Source organism: Streptomyces sp. NPDC006872, from assembly GCF_040635845.1.
Lineage (GTDB): Bacteria > Actinomycetota > Actinomycetes > Streptomycetales > Streptomycetaceae > Streptomyces.
The window spans coordinates 320790-335937 of sequence record NZ_JBEYIL010000008.1 but is presented as its reverse complement, the minus strand read 5'-3'; the positions used below and the strand labels follow the sequence as shown (position 1 = coordinate 335937).

The 15148-nt window shown below is 71.8% G+C and carries 10 protein-coding genes; 1 reads left to right on the top strand and 9 read right to left on the bottom strand.

Going from position 1 to position 15148, the window contains the following annotated elements:
* Window positions 1–139: 139 nt before the first annotated feature.
* The 9 genes from ABZ725_RS25150 to ABZ725_RS25110 all read right to left on the bottom strand — a co-directional run bounded on the left by ABZ725_RS25150 (window position 140) and on the right by ABZ725_RS25110 (window position 13940).
* Window positions 140–2488 carry a glycoside hydrolase family 95-like protein gene (locus ABZ725_RS25150; RefSeq protein WP_358804826.1) on the bottom strand — a complete coding sequence of 783 codons (2349 nt, stop codon included), beginning with the start codon at window positions 2486–2488 and terminating at the stop codon, window positions 140–142.
* A 162-nt stretch (window positions 2489–2650) separates the two neighbouring features.
* Window positions 2651–3373 (bottom strand): phosphate ABC transporter ATP-binding protein, encoded by a 723-nt coding sequence (locus ABZ725_RS25145; protein ID WP_358804965.1) that lies wholly within the window; start codon window positions 3371–3373, stop codon window positions 2651–2653.
* A 117-nt stretch (window positions 3374–3490) separates the two neighbouring features.
* Entirely contained in the window at window positions 3491–4381 is an 891-nt protein-coding gene (locus ABZ725_RS25140) for a sortase (RefSeq protein ID WP_358804825.1), read from the bottom strand.
* 77 nt (window positions 4382–4458) lie between these two features.
* Window positions 4459–6441 (bottom strand): Ig-like domain repeat protein, encoded by a 1983-nt coding sequence (locus ABZ725_RS25135; RefSeq protein ID WP_358804824.1) that lies wholly within the window; start codon window positions 6439–6441, stop codon window positions 4459–4461.
* A 114-nt stretch (window positions 6442–6555) separates the two neighbouring features.
* Window positions 6556–9186, bottom strand: a complete 2631-nt coding sequence (locus tag ABZ725_RS25130; RefSeq protein WP_358804823.1) for a hypothetical protein — start codon at window positions 9184–9186, stop codon at window positions 6556–6558.
* Window positions 9183–10820 (bottom strand): phosphate ABC transporter substrate-binding protein PstS, encoded by a 1638-nt coding sequence (gene pstS / locus ABZ725_RS25125; protein WP_358804822.1) that lies wholly within the window; start codon window positions 10818–10820, stop codon window positions 9183–9185. The genes ABZ725_RS25130 and pstS overlap by 4 nt, the downstream gene beginning before the upstream one ends.
* On the bottom strand, window positions 10817–12109 hold the full coding sequence (pstA, locus tag ABZ725_RS25120) for a phosphate ABC transporter permease PstA (RefSeq protein ID WP_358804821.1): 1293 nt from the start codon (window positions 12107–12109) through the stop codon (window positions 10817–10819). Before pstA ends, pstS begins: the two co-directional genes overlap by 4 nt.
* A gap of 1 nt (window position 12110) precedes the next feature.
* The gene (gene pstC, locus ABZ725_RS25115) at window positions 12111–13106 is read right to left on the bottom strand and encodes a phosphate ABC transporter permease subunit PstC (RefSeq protein ID WP_358804820.1); all 996 of its coding nucleotides are present in this window, start codon (window positions 13104–13106) and stop codon (window positions 12111–12113) included.
* Window positions 13107–13346: 240 nt separating this feature from the next.
* A complete protein-coding gene (locus tag ABZ725_RS25110; protein WP_358804819.1) occupies window positions 13347–13940 on the bottom strand; it encodes a TetR/AcrR family transcriptional regulator in 594 nt (197 codons plus the stop codon).
* Window positions 13941–14206: 266 nt separating this feature from the next.
* Here ABZ725_RS25110 and ABZ725_RS25105 point away from each other — a divergent pair, with 266 nt between their 5' ends.
* Complete coding sequence (locus tag ABZ725_RS25105) at window positions 14207–15148, top strand: chlorophyllase (protein ID WP_358804818.1); 942 nt, start codon at window positions 14207–14209, stop codon at window positions 15146–15148.

The window sequence follows — 15148 nt, the reverse complement described above, 5'->3', positions numbered from 1 at the left end:
GTTCATGCATCAGATTGAGGGGCGTGGAACAGAGTCCCGGTCGGACCGAGCACGGTCAATGGTCCGGACCGATGAGGCCGGATCGGTTTCCGGCCAATCTCCGCGGCGCTGGAAGCTTCGCCCGCGAAACCCGCCGGGCTCAGGCGCCGGGCAGTCCCCAGCGGGGTGCGTCCTCGTTCGCGTGCACGGGCGCGACGGTCAGGTCGGGGCGGTCGCCCCTGGCGGTGATCAGCGCCGACTCGCCCTTGCGCAGGGGGACATGGAGGGCGCCGTCGCCGGCTTCGGAGTACCGCAGGACGCGGCCCCGCCGGTCACGGACATCGACCGGCCCCGCGATCCCGTGCCGTACGACGCAGTCGGCCCCCGCCTCGCTGACCAGCCGCACCCAACGGGTGGCGCCGCCCTGACGGCGGGCGCTCAGCAGGAAGGCGCCCTGGGTGCGGAAGTCGTGCACGACGAGGTCCGCCCAGGCGGCCGGCAGCGCGGGGAACACCCTGATGATCCCGCCCCAGGACTGGCACACCATGTCGTGCAGCGACTGGGCCGCCGACAGGGGCGTTTCGATGACCGGGCCCGACTCCTGGTACATGGTGTTGGGCTTGATGAAGCGGGTCATGAGCTCGCCGAGGTACCGCAGCGCGTCCTCACCCTTGCCGAGCAGCGCGGACATCGAGGCGGCACCCGTGAACGTGTAGCCCTGGAGAGCCCCCTCGAAGCCCACCCAGTGCGCCAACGACCTCTCGATCAGGGCGCGTTCGTCGGGCGTGCGGCCGGTCACCTCGTACAGCGGGTAGACGGCGAGCAGGTGCGAGTAGTGGCGGTGGGACTTCGCGAAGGGGAGGTCCGCGCCGATCATGAAACCGTTCGTGTCCGTCGGATACGCCGCCCGCCTCGCCAGCACCTCGCGCCAGCGGGGGGCCGACGGGTCCTGGACGCCGAGGAGTTCGGCGGATTCGAGGAGGGTGCGGCAGCCCCAGGTCAGGAGCATCAGGTCGTAGTTGCAGTCGCGTGAGTCGCCGCCGTACTCGGGGGAGAAGGTGGCGGGCAGGTGCAGTCTGCCGTCCGGTCCGGGCTCCAGGAAGTGCAGGTAGTAGTTGATCGCCTTACGGAGGAGGGGGTAGAGGACGTCCCGGAGGATCGACCTGTCCATCGTGTGGCGGTAGCTGAGCCAGACGTTGTGCAACGCCCAGGTCAGATTGCCGACTTCGGGGGTCGGCGGGTCCTGGCCGGGGATGCCGACGCCGTACCCCATGAGGGTGCTCGCCGCACCGTTGACCAGGTGGGGGTCGGTGGTGCGGGGGATGCCGAGCGAGTCGGTGCGGTACGGCGTCGGCGTCTCGGCCGCGAGGTTGTCCCGGAACTCGCTCAACGCCCGGGTGATCGCGTCGAGTTCGAGATGGTTGGAGCCGTGGATGAGCCAGTACTCCAGCTGGGCGTTGAGGTTCCACCAGGTGTTGGGCCATGGCGTGGGCTCCAGCCAGGGGCCGCTCGTCGCCATCACCGGAGCGTCGCGGCGGGCCGCGGAGGCGGCCTTGTAGAGCTGGATCCAGTAAAAGCGCTGGATGCGGGCGTCGGGGACGGACAGGAAGCTCTTGCGGTAGTACCCGTGCCACCATGCGCGGTGGTCCACCGCCAGGGCGGAGTACGGCAGCAGGGCCGCGGCACGGACCGTCCGCAGGGCCCGGTCCAGGGCTGTGCTGTGCGGGAACGAGTGGGCGACGTGCACATAGAGCGTCCGCGTCCGGCCCCTGGTCCGCTCCCGCCAGGCGGTGACGTGCTGTCCGCCCGCCAGCAGCGGCTGCACGGCGGCCGTCACCGCGCCGTGGCCGGCGACCTGCGCGGGCGGGTTGCCCCGGTAGCCGTCCGGCAGCGGCTTGAACGCGGCTCGTGGACTGATCGCGTCCGCCGGGTGGAACACCCAGCGGAAACCGCGCTCGCCCGCGCTCGGCGTCACTTCCACGGCGAGGAGCGAGCGGTCGTTGTGGACCAGGGCGCGCAGCGACAGAGTGCCCTTGTCGGTGGTGAGCGTGCCGGTCAACTCGGCGTCGTGCAGCGACAGCCGCCAGTCCAGGCCGGTGATCGCACCCACCGGCTCCAGGGTGAAGTAACCGATCGGCAGCCGGGCCAGGCCGAAGAGGGAGCCGAACTCGGGCCGGTGGTCCTGTACTTCGGAGTGCTGGACGTTGAAGCGCACGGCCGTCGACGCGGCGCCCGGCCCGGCGCTCGGCTCCGCGTAGATCCCGGAGCCGAGGAGGCCGTTGCCGAGGAACGGGCCCTCATACCAGGTCGTCGGCATCCGCTGCCAGACGAGGTCGGCGTCGTCGAGAACGACCCGCCAGGGGTCCTCACGGGGCGTGGCCGCCTCGGCGCGGTCGGCCGCGCTCGCCTGGGCGGCCGACAGGCCGGTGGCCAACAACGCGCCGCCCACGGCGGATCCGGTGGCGAGGACGGTACGTCTGGACGGATCGGGCGCAGAGGGGCAGGGCACGGTGCCTCCAGGCAGGCTCAGTGATTCATCGGAGCTATCCCGTGGCGCAACATAGGGAAGGGGATGATGTACGTCAATGCACTGCGAGAGATCCGATCTATCGGGGGCCAGCGCTCAGGGGCCGTAACAGTGCCCTGCCGCACGCGGACCGTGCGCCGTGTCTCAGCCGAAGCGGCCCGCCACATAGTCCGCCGTCCGGGAGTCCTTCGGGGCGCCGAAGACCTCGGTCGTGGGGCCGGCCTCGACGATGCCGCCCGGGGTGCCCTGTTCGGCGAGGAAGAACGCGCACTGCTGGGAGACGCGGGCGGCCTGCTGCATGTTGTGGGTGACGATCACGACCGTGACCTGCCCGGCCAGCTCCTGGACGGTCTCCTCGACGCGGCGGGTGGAGGTGGGGTCCAGCGCCGAGCACGGCTCGTCCATCAGCAGCACCCGGGGGCGTACGGCCAACGCCCTCGCGATGCACAGGCGTTGCTGCTGGCCGCCGGAGAGCGCGCCGCCGGGCTGGCGCAGGCGGCCCTGGACCTCTTTCCAGAGGCCGGCGCGGGTCAGGGACTCCTCGACCAGGACGTCCCGCTCGCGGCGGCCGGTCCGCGTGCCGGTGAGGCGCAGGCCCGCGACCACGTTGTCGTAGATCGACATCGCGGGGAACGGGTTCGGCTTCTGGAAGACCATGCCGATGCGCCGCCGGGCGTCCGTGAGCCGCCACGACGCGTCGTAGACGTCCTCGCCCTCGAAGAGCACCTCGCCGCCGAACCGGGCGGCCGGGGTCAGCTCGTGCATCCGGTTCAGGGTGCGCAGGAACGTCGACTTGCCGCAGCCGGAGGGCCCGATGAGGGCGGTGACCTCGCCCGCGGGCATCGTCAGCGACACCCGGCTGAGCACCTGGTGGCTGCCGAACCAGGCGGAGACGGAACGCGCTTCGAGGGTGGCGGGGGCGGCGGCCGGAGCAGGAGCGACGGTCGGCAGGACGATCGTGTCGGTCACGGGGGCACCTCGGGTCTAGAGCAGATTGGGCAGGAGTTCGGTGGTGCGGGTGGCGACCTGGAGGCCGAGGACCAGGACGACGGGGGCGAAGACGATCCAGGTCTGGTGACGGCCCCACCGGTGCCAGGTCCACACGGCGGCCACGGAGCCGAGCAGCAGCGCCTGGAGCCACATCACCAGCGGCCAGGGCGCGCCGGACGGGCGGGCCAGCGGCTCCTCGGAGTCAGGGAGCGTGCCGGAGCGGATGACCGCCGCCGGGGTCGGGAAGGGCGCGGAGACCAGCTCGGCGTCCACCCGCAGCAGTCCGGCCGGCATGAAGCGCTGACCGGTGGCGGTGACCAGGACCAGGCGGCCCTTGCCCGCGGCGAGCGGAGCGGGGGCCGGGTCGCCGGCCCGCCGTACGCCGGTGACCCGGTAGGCGGCCTTGCCCTGGCCGGTGGTGACGGTGAACCGGTCGCCCGCGCCGAGGGAGGCGAGCTCGCCGAAGGGGGCGCCGTAGGCGGCGGCGCGGCCCATCAGGACGCTGGTGCCGGTCTGACCGGGCAGGGGGGTGTCCCGGCGGTGGCCGGGGCCCTCGGTCAGGACGGAGGAGTCGGTGCCCTCCAGGACCACCTGGGTCATGCCCAGCCGGGGGACGTCGATCAGCGCGACCGGTGTGCCCGGCGCGAGCAGCCGGCCGTCCTGGTCGGTCTGGGCCACCGGGGCGGTGCCCAGGGCGAGTCGACCGCGCAGTTCGTCGAACGAGGCCTGCTGCGCGGACCGTTCCTGGACGCCGCTGACCAGCAGCAGCTGTGCGGTGATGCCGAGCAGCAGGGCGGCGAGGGCGAGCAGCCCGCCGCGCGCGAGGTGGCGGACGGCGGTGACGCCGCGGGCGCGGGTGAGCGTGCTGGGTACGGCGACCGTCACGGCGGCCCGCCTCCTTCACAGATGTCGGCCCGGCGGCCCGAAGCCCGGGCCGCCGGGATCAGCCACTGGGCTGGGGATCAGGTGGACTTGATGACGAAGTTGGCGCCGCTCCTGCTGTTCACCGTCGTCGAGCCCGCGTAGAAGGCGCGCAGGGTGTGCCGGGCCTTGCTCAGCTTCGGCAGGGTGACGGTGACCTTGCCGCCGCTCAGGGTGCCGGTGGCGATCACCCGGGAGCCCTCGTAGATGCGGACCGTGCCGCCGGGGACGGTGCCGGTCGCGGTGACCTTGACGGTGACCTTGGCGCGGGCCGTGTGCTTCACCGAGACGGGCGCGCTGGTGGAGACCGCGGGCGACGCCTTGGTGACCGCCAGGGAGACGGTCGTCGCGGACGCGTTGAGCTTGGCGGAGCCGCCGTAGGAGACGGTCAGCTTGTGCGTGGCCGGCTTCATGTGGTTCGACAGGCTGACGGTCACCTTGCCGGTGGAGCCGAGGATGCCGGTGCCGAGGGTGGCGGTGCCCTCCTTGACGGTCACCGTGCCGCCCGGCACGACCGCGTGCGTACCGGTGACGGTGACGGCGATCTTCGGGGTCCTGCCGTACGGGGTCGCCGCGGCGGTGGCCTTGGTGGTGCTGGCGTACTTGACCGCGCCGGACCAGATGGCCTCCGCGCCGGTGCCGTTGACGTTGTTCGCGGTGACCGTGGCGGTGTAGGAGCCGGTGGCCAGAGCGGTGAAGGAGTACGACGTGGTGGCCGCCGTCAGGTCCTTCGTGGCGACGACGCCGCCGTCCGCGTCCTTCAGGGTGACGCGGTAGTCGGTGATCGCCTGGGCGGGGGCGGGGCTGGGCGCGGTCCAGGCCAGCTGGAGGCTCGCGTCGCCCAGGGTGGCCTTCAGGGTGGGCTTGGCGGGCGTGCTGCTGTCCAGGCCCGAGATCTCCAGGCCGCCGACCTTGGCGTGCTTGGCCAGGTTGATCGAGCCGTTGTACGACTCGTTCAGGAAGCCGAAGTCGGAGATGACCTTCTCGGCGTTGTCGGAGGCCAGGGCCGCCTCGTGGGCGCCGCTGGTGACGAAGACGTCGTAGAGGTCCTTGTCGAAGAAGATGCTGGTCGCGTCGATGGCCCGGCTCGGGACGACGTTGTAGACGTCACGGCCGAAGGTGGCGTTCTCGTAGTAGCCGGCGACCGGGGTGAGCTTGCCGTTCACTGTGGTGACCGGGCTGGTGTCGCCGCTGTCGTTGGGCAGCGTGATGCTCGCCAGGTGCGCGCCGGCGGCGATCGCGGTGTCGCTCTTGGTGGGGGCGACGCCGTTGTTCTGGGCGATCCAGCTGCCCACGGAGAACGGGACGAGCGTGCCGTCCGTGGTGAGGGCGTCGTTCGCCTGGTTCTCCTGGACGGTCGGCAGGCTCGTGTCCACCGTGTTCTCGTTCAGGCCGATCGCCCCGAGGAAGAACTTGCGGGTGCCGGAGCCGTTCTGCGGGAGGACCGGGTGCACGGTCTGGCCGTTGACCGTGTGGGCGCTGCCGGCCGCGTAGACGTCGTGCAGTTGGGCGACCGTCAGCGAGTCGAGGCCGGAGCCGCGGACCGCGACGCCGACCGCGTCCCGCGCGAACGGGATGTAGGTGAGGGCGTTGCCGGAGACGCTCGGGCCGCCGGAGGACCGGGCGAAGTCGACCTGGCCCTGGACGGCGACACCGGTCGCGGTGGGGAACTTGTCGCCGGTCAGCGACATGCTGAGCGCCGTACGGCCCGGTCCCGAACCGTTGGGGCGGGTGAAGACCGGACCGCCGGAGCGGGTCTGGATCGTGCTGGAGCCGATCGCGTCGTAGGAGGCGAGGCCCGCGCCGGACGCCGACTTCACCGCCGTGGCGGTGTAGTCCGTGCCGTTGACAGTGTCGCCGGCCAGGGCGTTCAGCACGTCCTGGGTGGTGTCGGAGCCCGTGCCGACCAGCTGGCGGAAGGTTCCGGCGGGGGTGGGGTCGGCGTACGCGGGGCTCGCGAGAGCCATGCCGCCGGCCACCACTGAGGCGGCGACGAGGGCCGCCGTGGAGCGCGTTCTGCGCATCGAGAGTCTCCGTGACTGTGCGAATGGGGTGGTGCGGAGAGGGATCTGGCAGGGTGGTGCGGGCCGTCCGCCCCGACTGTCCTTCGGGGCGGGCGGCCGTCTGTGGGGGCGCTCTCAGCGCCGCAGCAGCTTGCGCAGCCGCTCGGGAAGCGCCGGCAGGGCCGGTAGGGCCGGTAGGGCCGGTAGGAGGGTCGCCGTGCGGCCACCGGGCAGTTGCACCCGCAGCGGGAGCCGCAGCCGGCGGCCGCCCGCGAAGGGCGCGCCCACCGCGGCCGCCGCGCCGAGGGCCGCGCCCACGGGAACGGCGTAGCGCAGGGCGTTCGCGGGGTCGTCGGGGGTCGTGCCCAGCGCGGTCGTGCGCACCGCGTCGCCACCGCCGAACGACGCCGAGGCGGCCGGTGAGGCACTCGCGGCGCCGCTCGCCGCCGGGCCGGCGCCGCCGTCGGCCGAAGCACTGCCCGCGCCGGTCTCCGTGCCGGAGCCGCCGGTCGACGAGCCGGCGGAGGAACCGCTGCTCCCGCTGCCGGAGGCACCGCCCTTGTATGCGGCCAGGGCGTTGGCGGCGGCGACGGTGCGGTCGCGCAGCTTCATCGGCAGCGGGGCGTAACCGGCGGGCAGCCGGCCCGGGTCGGCGCCGGTGAGCTGGCCGTCGCCCGCCGCGTACCGCAGCAGGGTCGCGTAGTCCTTGCGGGCGGCGGCGTCGAGCTCGGCGGGGCGGGCGGCGGCGTAGACCAGCTGGGCGAGCGGGTAGGCGGCCTTGGCGGTGGCCGTCGCCGGGCTGATCTCGGCGACCTGGGAACCGGCGGCGCTCGCGGCGGCGGCGGTCAGGGCGGCGGTCGTCGGCGCGGCGAACGTTCCGGCCGCGTTGCGCAGCCGGGCGGTCTGCAGGCCGTAGCGGGTGGCCGAGGCCGCGTCGGTGACGGTGATGACGAACCGGGAGCCGACGGTCTGCGGGCCCGGACTCCTGTAGGCGGGCGGGCTGGCCAGCGGGTCCCAGGTGGACTTCCACAGGCCGTCCGTGCGGCGGGTGTGCAGCGCGGCGGAGTGCATGTCGTCGACGTACGGATGGAAGTCGATCATGCACTGCTGCTGGGTGGCGCCGGTGCCGGGCGGGACGGTGCACCAGGGGTCGCTCTTCGGGTAGTCGTCCGTGCGGGACGGGTCGAAGGCGGCGCCGGTCGGGTTCAGATCGGCGTTCGTGGAGTAGTACGGGTTGACGCGCATGCCCCAGTCGTCGGAGACCCCGCCGAGGAACTGCCGGGCGTCCCTGTCCGACCGGATCCACTGCCACAGCGCCCGGGCCGAGTCGGAGTGGCCCAGCGAGGTGAGCAGGTCGGTGTCGGTGGCCGGGGTCTCGGCGACCGACAGCTCCGCGAACTCGGGGTTCAGCTCCACGAACTCGGGGTCGGTGGCGAGACCGGCCGGGTTGTTCTTCGCCCACCCGTACTTCTTGGCGGCGGTGCCGCTGATCACCGCGCCCCAGGGCGAGTTGCGGTAGGACGAGGTGAGCAGCTTGGCGACCAGCCGCGGGGTGAGGTCGATCGACTCGACCTTCGTGCCCGCGAGTCTCTCCACCGCCTGGGACGCCCCGGCCTTCGGTCTGCGTTCGACGGTGAACCCGACGACGGTCGCGGACAGCGCGACCGGCGCGTACGACGTCGTCCCCGAAGGAGCGGTCGTGCCCTCGTCGGCGCCCAGCGCGCGGGTGGTGAAGGCGAGCCCGGAGCCGCCGTCGCGGGTGAGGCGGGCGCGGGCGTCGGGCTCGCCGAGCTCCGTGTAGCCGTACACCTTGCCGGACGGGCACAGGGCCGCCTGCCAGCTGGTCATCGCGTCGGCCGCGAGCTCGCTGCCGGCGGTGGCGCGTTCGTCCGAGCCCAGGGCGCAGTTGACGCCGACCCGGTTGAAGCCGAGCGGGATCGCGATGCGGTTCTGCCAGTTGCTGGAGGAGACCGGGGAGCCCGCGTTGACCTGGCTCCGGTCGGCGTACGGCTTGCCGTCGAGGTCGAGACGGCCCTGCGGGACGATCACCAGCCAGCAACCGCGCGGCTTGGTCACGCCGCCCGCGGTGACGGGTGCGCCGCAGCCGAGATGCGGGGCCTCGTTGGCGGTCTGGACCTCGAAGAACTCCTTGCCGGTGCCGTCGGCGCCGGTGCGGGCGAAGTCGACCTCGTTGGTGGTGTTGCGGTTGAAGTAGGGGTTGTTCTGGGTGCCGCTGGTGACGGTGTCGCCGCTGACCGGCTTGAAGGGGACCTCGCCCGGCGCGTTCGGATTGGCGGCCCCGTAGCGGTTGTCCTGACCGTAGTTGGCGGGGTCGGCGCTGTAGAAGACGCGGCGGGTGTCGTCGTAGTCGTTGCCCGGCCAGCTGCCCCGGTCGGTGGTCGGGGAGGCGCCGAACTGGCACTGGGTGCGCGACGGGCCGGGGTTGGCCGGGACCGTCCCGTCGTCGTCGCCCCAGCACTGCATGATCTGCACGAAGTCCGTGTTGAACAGCGTGCCCGCGAATGTGGTCGGGGTGCCCCCGGTCCAGGAGACCGTGACCGCCTGGCTGGTGAGGTGCGTGGTCCGGTCGACCGTGAACCTCATGTCCTTGAACTCGCCGCGGCCGGAGACCGTGACGGCGGATCCGCCGCCGGTGCTCGCGGCGGTCGCGGGCGGGGCGGCCTGGGCGAGGGCGAGTCCGGCGAGCGCGCCGACGGCTGCGCCGGCCAGAAGACGGGTGAGAAGACCGCGGACGGCGTTCCTCATCGCGAAGCCCCCTTGTCGCGGAGGAGACGGGACACCACGGACGGCAGCAGAATCAGCCCGAGCACCAGGAACGCGGCGAGCAGCATCAGGGTCTGGGCGCCGGTCCAGCCGGTGCGGCCGGCGACCGCGACCGGCTGGGCCAGGGCGACCGTGCCGTCCGCGGTGGTGGCGGCGTCCCCCGAGCCGCCGGCGGTACCGGATCCTCCGCCCGGGCTCAGCGTCTGACCGGTGTCGGGATCGACGGAGGGCCGGCCGCCCGCGCTTCCTGCGGAGGAGCTGCCGCCGGTACTGCCGCCGGACGTCGTGCCGCCGGTGGATCCGCCGGCGGCAGCGCCGGAACCGGTGCTCGTGCCGGTCGACTTGGCGCCGCCGCTGCCGCCGGTGCAGGACGCGGCGCCCTTCTTGTCGCAGGCCTTGGGGTAGGGGGCCGTCTCGGCGAGCTTGTTGCGGCCGTTGGAGGTGAAGGTGGGGTTGTTGCACTTGCGGATGTCGATGTTCTGCGCCTGCACGCCCGGGATGCGGCGGATCTGGTCGAAGCCGGCCTGGACGAGGTTGATCGGCAGCGGCGAGTAGCCGAGGTCGGGCGCCTGCTGCTGGCCCTGGCACATGAAGTAGTAGGAGAACGCGCCGAGCGTCTTGCCCTTGGCCTTGGTGAAGGTGCCCTGCACCTTCAGCGGCAGGATCATGTACGAGTAGCTGGACAGCGGGTAGTTGCGCCGGTCGCTGTCGTTGTAGACGCCTTCGAGCTGCTGGGTGAGGTAGTCGGCGGAGCTCTTGTTGGTGTTGATCTTCGCCTTGAGGAGCGATACCGCGACGTTCTGCGGGGTGGGCTCGGTGTAGTAGCCGGCGTGGTTGAGGACCTTGGCGACCGGATAGTGCGCGTTGAGGGCGTACGAGTAGTTGACGTAACCGATCGCGCCCTCACCGTAGTTCTGGGCGACGTAGCCGGCCACGCCCAGATCGCCGGACTGCGCGATCATGCCGGAGACGGTGGGGAAGTACGAGGTCTGCCCGCATGCGCCCGAGCGGCCGACCTTGGCGCAGTAGGCCTGCCACAGCGACCTGTGCTGGTTCGCCATCCACATCGTGAACTGGGCGGTCGAGCCGGAGCCGTCGGAGCGCACGACGGGGACGATCGTGCGGTGGGGGAGCTGGAGCCCCGGGTTGTCCGCCTTGATGACGGGGTCGTCCCAGGTCTTGATCACCCCGGTGAAGATCTTCGTGACGACGTCCCCGGAGAGGCGCAGATTGGTGACCCGCTTGCCGTTGACGGTCAGGTGGTACATGAACACCGTGCCGCCGGCGACGATTGGCATATAGGCGTACGATCCCGCGCCCGGGCGTTCGGCCGCGGAGCCGTCGGTCGGGTTGGTCTGGAACGGGATGTCCGAGACGGCGAAGTCGACGGTGCCGGAGAGGAACTGACGCCGTCCGTCGGAGGAACCGGTACCGGCGTAACTGATCCGCATGCCGTACTGGTTGACCGCCCTGCGCCACTCGTCCACGGCGTTCTCGGCCCAGGTGGAGCCTGCGCCTGCGATGGGGGTGTAGCTGTCGGCCGAGGCGGGGGTGGCTGTGGTGAGGATGCCTATGAGCGCGGCCAGGATGCCCAGTCGTCTTAGGGCGTTGATCATCGGTCGCCATCTCCGTGGTCGGGTGCGGGTTGGTTGTCGCTGGTCGCGCCCACGCGGCGGAGCCGCATGTCGATACGGCCCGCGCCCCTTGGTCGGTCGGTGTCGGCGTATCTTTCGACGTCCCGGCGGGACGCTCGCGCCGTTCTGCGGGCCTGGCGTTTCGTCTGGTGCCCGGGGCCCCGCCCGCCGATCACCCGGGCGATCACGAAGAGGATCAGGACGATGGCCATCAGCACCGCCGCCGCGCCGAAGCCGCGCGCGATCATCGTGGGCTCGGGGGACTTGACGAAGTTGAAGACGGCGAGGGGGAGCGAGACCATCGGCCCGCTCGTCGGGTCGGCGTTGAGCGCGGCCGTGAAGCCGGCCGTGAGCAGCACGGGCGAGGTCTCGCCGATGCCGCGCGCCGTGCCGAGGATGACCGCCGTCGCGAGGCCGGAGCGGGCGGTCGGCAGGACGACGTGCCAGACGGTCCGCCAGCGCGGCGCGCCCAGCGCCTCGGCGGCCTCGGTCAGCGTGCCGGGTACCAGCCGCAGCACCACGTCCGCCGCGCGGATCACGATCGGCAGCATCATCACGCTGATCGCGAACCCCGCCGCCAGCCCCGACTTCTGCATGCCGAGGCCGAGGATCCAGACGGCGTACACCATGAGACCCGCCACGATCGACGGCAGCGCGGTCATCGCCTCGACGATGGTCCGCACGAAGCGGGAGAAGCGGCCCGGGAGCTGGTTGAGGTAGACCGCGCAGGCCAGCCCCAGCGGGACCGTGACGGCGAGCGCGATCGCGATCATGATCAGCGTGCCGACCATCGCGTGGGCGATGCCGCCGTTGCTCAGCGGGTCGAGCGGGCCGGCCGCCTGCATGTCCTGGGTGAAGAAGTTGCCGTGCGGCAATGCCTCGCGCCCGCGCCACGCGGTGAAGCCGACGACGAGGGCGAGCGCCGTGAACAACAGCCCCGCCGCCGTCCACAGCACCGTGGTCATCACCCGGTCGCGGACCGCCTGTCCGTCCTCCTCCAGGCCGGTGAGCACGGCGTAGATCGCGAGGAAGGCGGCGTACCAGGTGACGGCGAAGCCCAACGAGCCGGAGAACGGCGCGATCTGACCGAACAGCAGCACCGCGACGCACAGCCCGGACACGGCGGCCCCGCACAGCGCCAGCACACCGGAACGGGTGGGTCCGCCGATGCGGCGCGGCTGGTCGGGAGGTTCGACGGGGGTTTCGAGGGGGGCTTCGAGGGGGCCCGGAGCCGCGTCCGCCACCGAGGGCATCTCTTCTACGACGGTCATCTCATGCCTCGCTCTGCGCGCCGGACCGGGAGCGGGCCACGATGGAGGAGGCGGTGAAGTTGACCGCCAGGGTGAGCAGGAACAGCGCCAGGCCCGCTGCCATCAGCGCAGACATGCCGAAGTCGGAGGCGTCGCCGTAGTGCAGGGCGATGAGGGAGGAGACCGAGTTGGAGCCGGTCTGCAGGATGTGCGGCTGGATGAGGAAGACCGGCGAGATGATCAGATACACGGCGATCGTCTCGCCGAGCGCCCGCCCGAGCCCCAGCATCGTGCCGCCGATGATGCCGCCCTTGCCGTACGGCAGGACGACCGAGCGGATCATCCCCCAGCGGGTGGCGCCCAGCGCGTACGCGCCCTCCCGTTCACCGGCCGGTGCCTGCGCGAACACCTCACGCATCACCGAGCACTGGATCGGCGCGACCATCAGCGCGACGACGATCCCGGCGACGAAGGCGGACGCGGTGTACACGCTCTCGGACGCGAGAGGTTCGCCGGGATCGGCGCCGTCGACCGCGAACAGCGGGATCCAGCCGAACCAGGTCGACAGCCACCGCGACAGTCCGATCACGTGCTGCTGGAGGAAGAACAGCCCCCACAGCCCGTACACCACCGACGGGACGGCCGCCATCAGGTCGACGAGCGTGACGAGGGTGCGGCGCAGACCGCGCGGGGCGACGTCGGAGATGAACAGCGCGGTCCCGACGGCCAGCGGCACGGAGATCGTCACCGCCACGGCCGCGATCAGCAGGGTGCCCGTGAGGACGGCCGCGATGCCGAAGTTGTGGACGTCCGGCTGCCATTGGGCGGTGGTGAGGAATCCGAACCCCCGCGCGCGCAGCGCCTGACCGGCCCTCAGCAGCAGGAACAGTCCGACCGCCGCCATGATGCCGAGGACGACGACCCCCGTGGCCGTCAGCTGGTACCGGAAGATCCGGTCACCGAGCCCCCGGGCCGTGTGCAGTCGGCGTGGCACGGGTGGGTCCAACTTTCCGAACATGCCGGATCTATCGGGCTCCGGTTCATCGGCAGCGTCCAGTACGGACGTCACTGCGCCCCCCAAAGGAAACGTTTCTCCGCAAGCGGCTTCGTGATCGAGGCGCGCGTGCAGAGTCAATGGCCGAATCCTTTCCCCCCAACGCGTCGGATGTGGACGAGATGTGAACCCCTGATGTCTCTTTCGTGGGGGCGCTGTGGGGCTGGATGGTGGCCTGGGGGTGTCGCGGGTGACTCGAAGGGTTCAGGGGGCTGGTCGGCGCAGACCCGCGACGAGGAACGCGACCAGTCGGCGTGCGTCGTAGCGGGAGTCGCTGTCGGCGCCGATGCAGAGGTTTCCGATGCCGCGCATGAGTTGGTAGGCGTCGAGGTCGGCGCGGATCTCGCCGGAGGCGGCGGCGGCGTCGAGGAGTTGGGTGCACACCGGCAGGAGGCGGTCGAGGAAGTAGGTGTGCAGCGCCTCGAAGCCGGCGTTGTCCGTCTGCATCGCGGCTGCCAGTCCGTGCTTGGTGACCAGGAAGTCGACGAAGAGGTCGACCCACTTGCCCAGGGCCGCGTGCGGTGTCGGGCCGGCCGCGAGCAGAGCCGGGCCGGCCTCGGCGCAGGCCTCCACCTGATGGCGGTAGACGGCGATGACGAGATCCGCCCGGGTGGGGAAGTGGCGGTAGATCGTGCCCATCCCGACGCCGGCCTCGGCCGCGATGTCGCGCACCGGCGCCTCCACGCCCGAGGTGACGAAGACCGCGGCGGCCGCGTCCAGCAGGATCTGCTGATTGCGCCGGGCGTCCTTGCGCTTGGACCCGGCCGCGCTGCCCGCCTTCTGGCCGCTGTCGTTCACCGCGGCCCTCCTTCCGTGACGTCTGTGACGTCTGTGGCTTCCATGGCTGAACCTTGCGAAGCGGAACAGTGTTCCGTATCGTAAGCGGAGCAAGGTTCCGGTTTGCTCATGATGGCAGACCGGGGGACCGGCGGCCATGCCGTCATGCCATCACACGCCACCCGCGTCCACCCGGCCCGGCCTGCGGCGCGCTTCGCCGCCGGGCTCGCCGAACCAGGACTCGAAGAAGCCGAAGAAACCGAAGAAACCGAACGGAAGGCACCTCCATGTCCGGATCGACCGCTCCGACGACCTTGACCACCTCGACCACCTCGACCACCGTGATCTCCGCGAAGCCCGTCGTCCTGTCCGCCCCGGGCCGGGGCGAGGACCTCCAGGTCCGCGTGTCCGCCCCCGCCACCGGCGCCGACCTGCCCGTCATCGTCTTCTCGCACGGCTTCGGCTGGTCGATGAACGGTTACGCTCCGCTGGCGGACCACTGGGCCGCGCACGGCTTCGTGGTCGTCCAGCCCACCCACCTCGACTCCCGGACGCTCGGCATCCCCGCCGAGGACCCCCGTACGCCGCGGATCTGGCGCATCCGGATCGAGGACCTCACGCGCGTGCTGGACGGACTCGACGTGCTGGAGGCCTCCGTGCCGGGCCTCGGCGGGCGGATCGACCGCGATCGCATCGCGGTGGCCGGCCACTCCTGGGGCGCCCAGACGGCGAGCACGCTGCTGGGCGCGCGGGTCCTCGACTCCGCCGGCGCGCCAGGCGAGGACATGTCCGACCCTCGGGTCAAGGCGGGCGTGCTGCTCGCCCTGACCGGCCTGGGCGACGACCTCACTCCGTTCGCCGCCGAGCATCTCCCCTTCCTGAGGCCGTCCTTCGACGCCATGACCCCGCCTGCTCTCATCGTCGCCGGGGACAACGACCGGTCCCAGCTGTCCACCCGTGGACCGGACTGGTTCACCGACCCCTACACCCACAGCCCGGGCGACAAGAGCCTGCTCACCCTGTTCGGCGCGGAGCACTCGCTCGGCGGCATCCCCGGCTACGAGGTCGCCGAGACGACCGACGAGAGTCCCGCCCGCGTCGCCCTGATCCAGCAGCTCAGCACCGCTTTCCTGCGCAGCGTCCTCTACCCCGGGGACACCGGTTGGAAGGCGGCGACCGTCGCACTCGAGGGCGACCCCGACCCGCTGGGGAAGCTGCAGAGCAAGTGA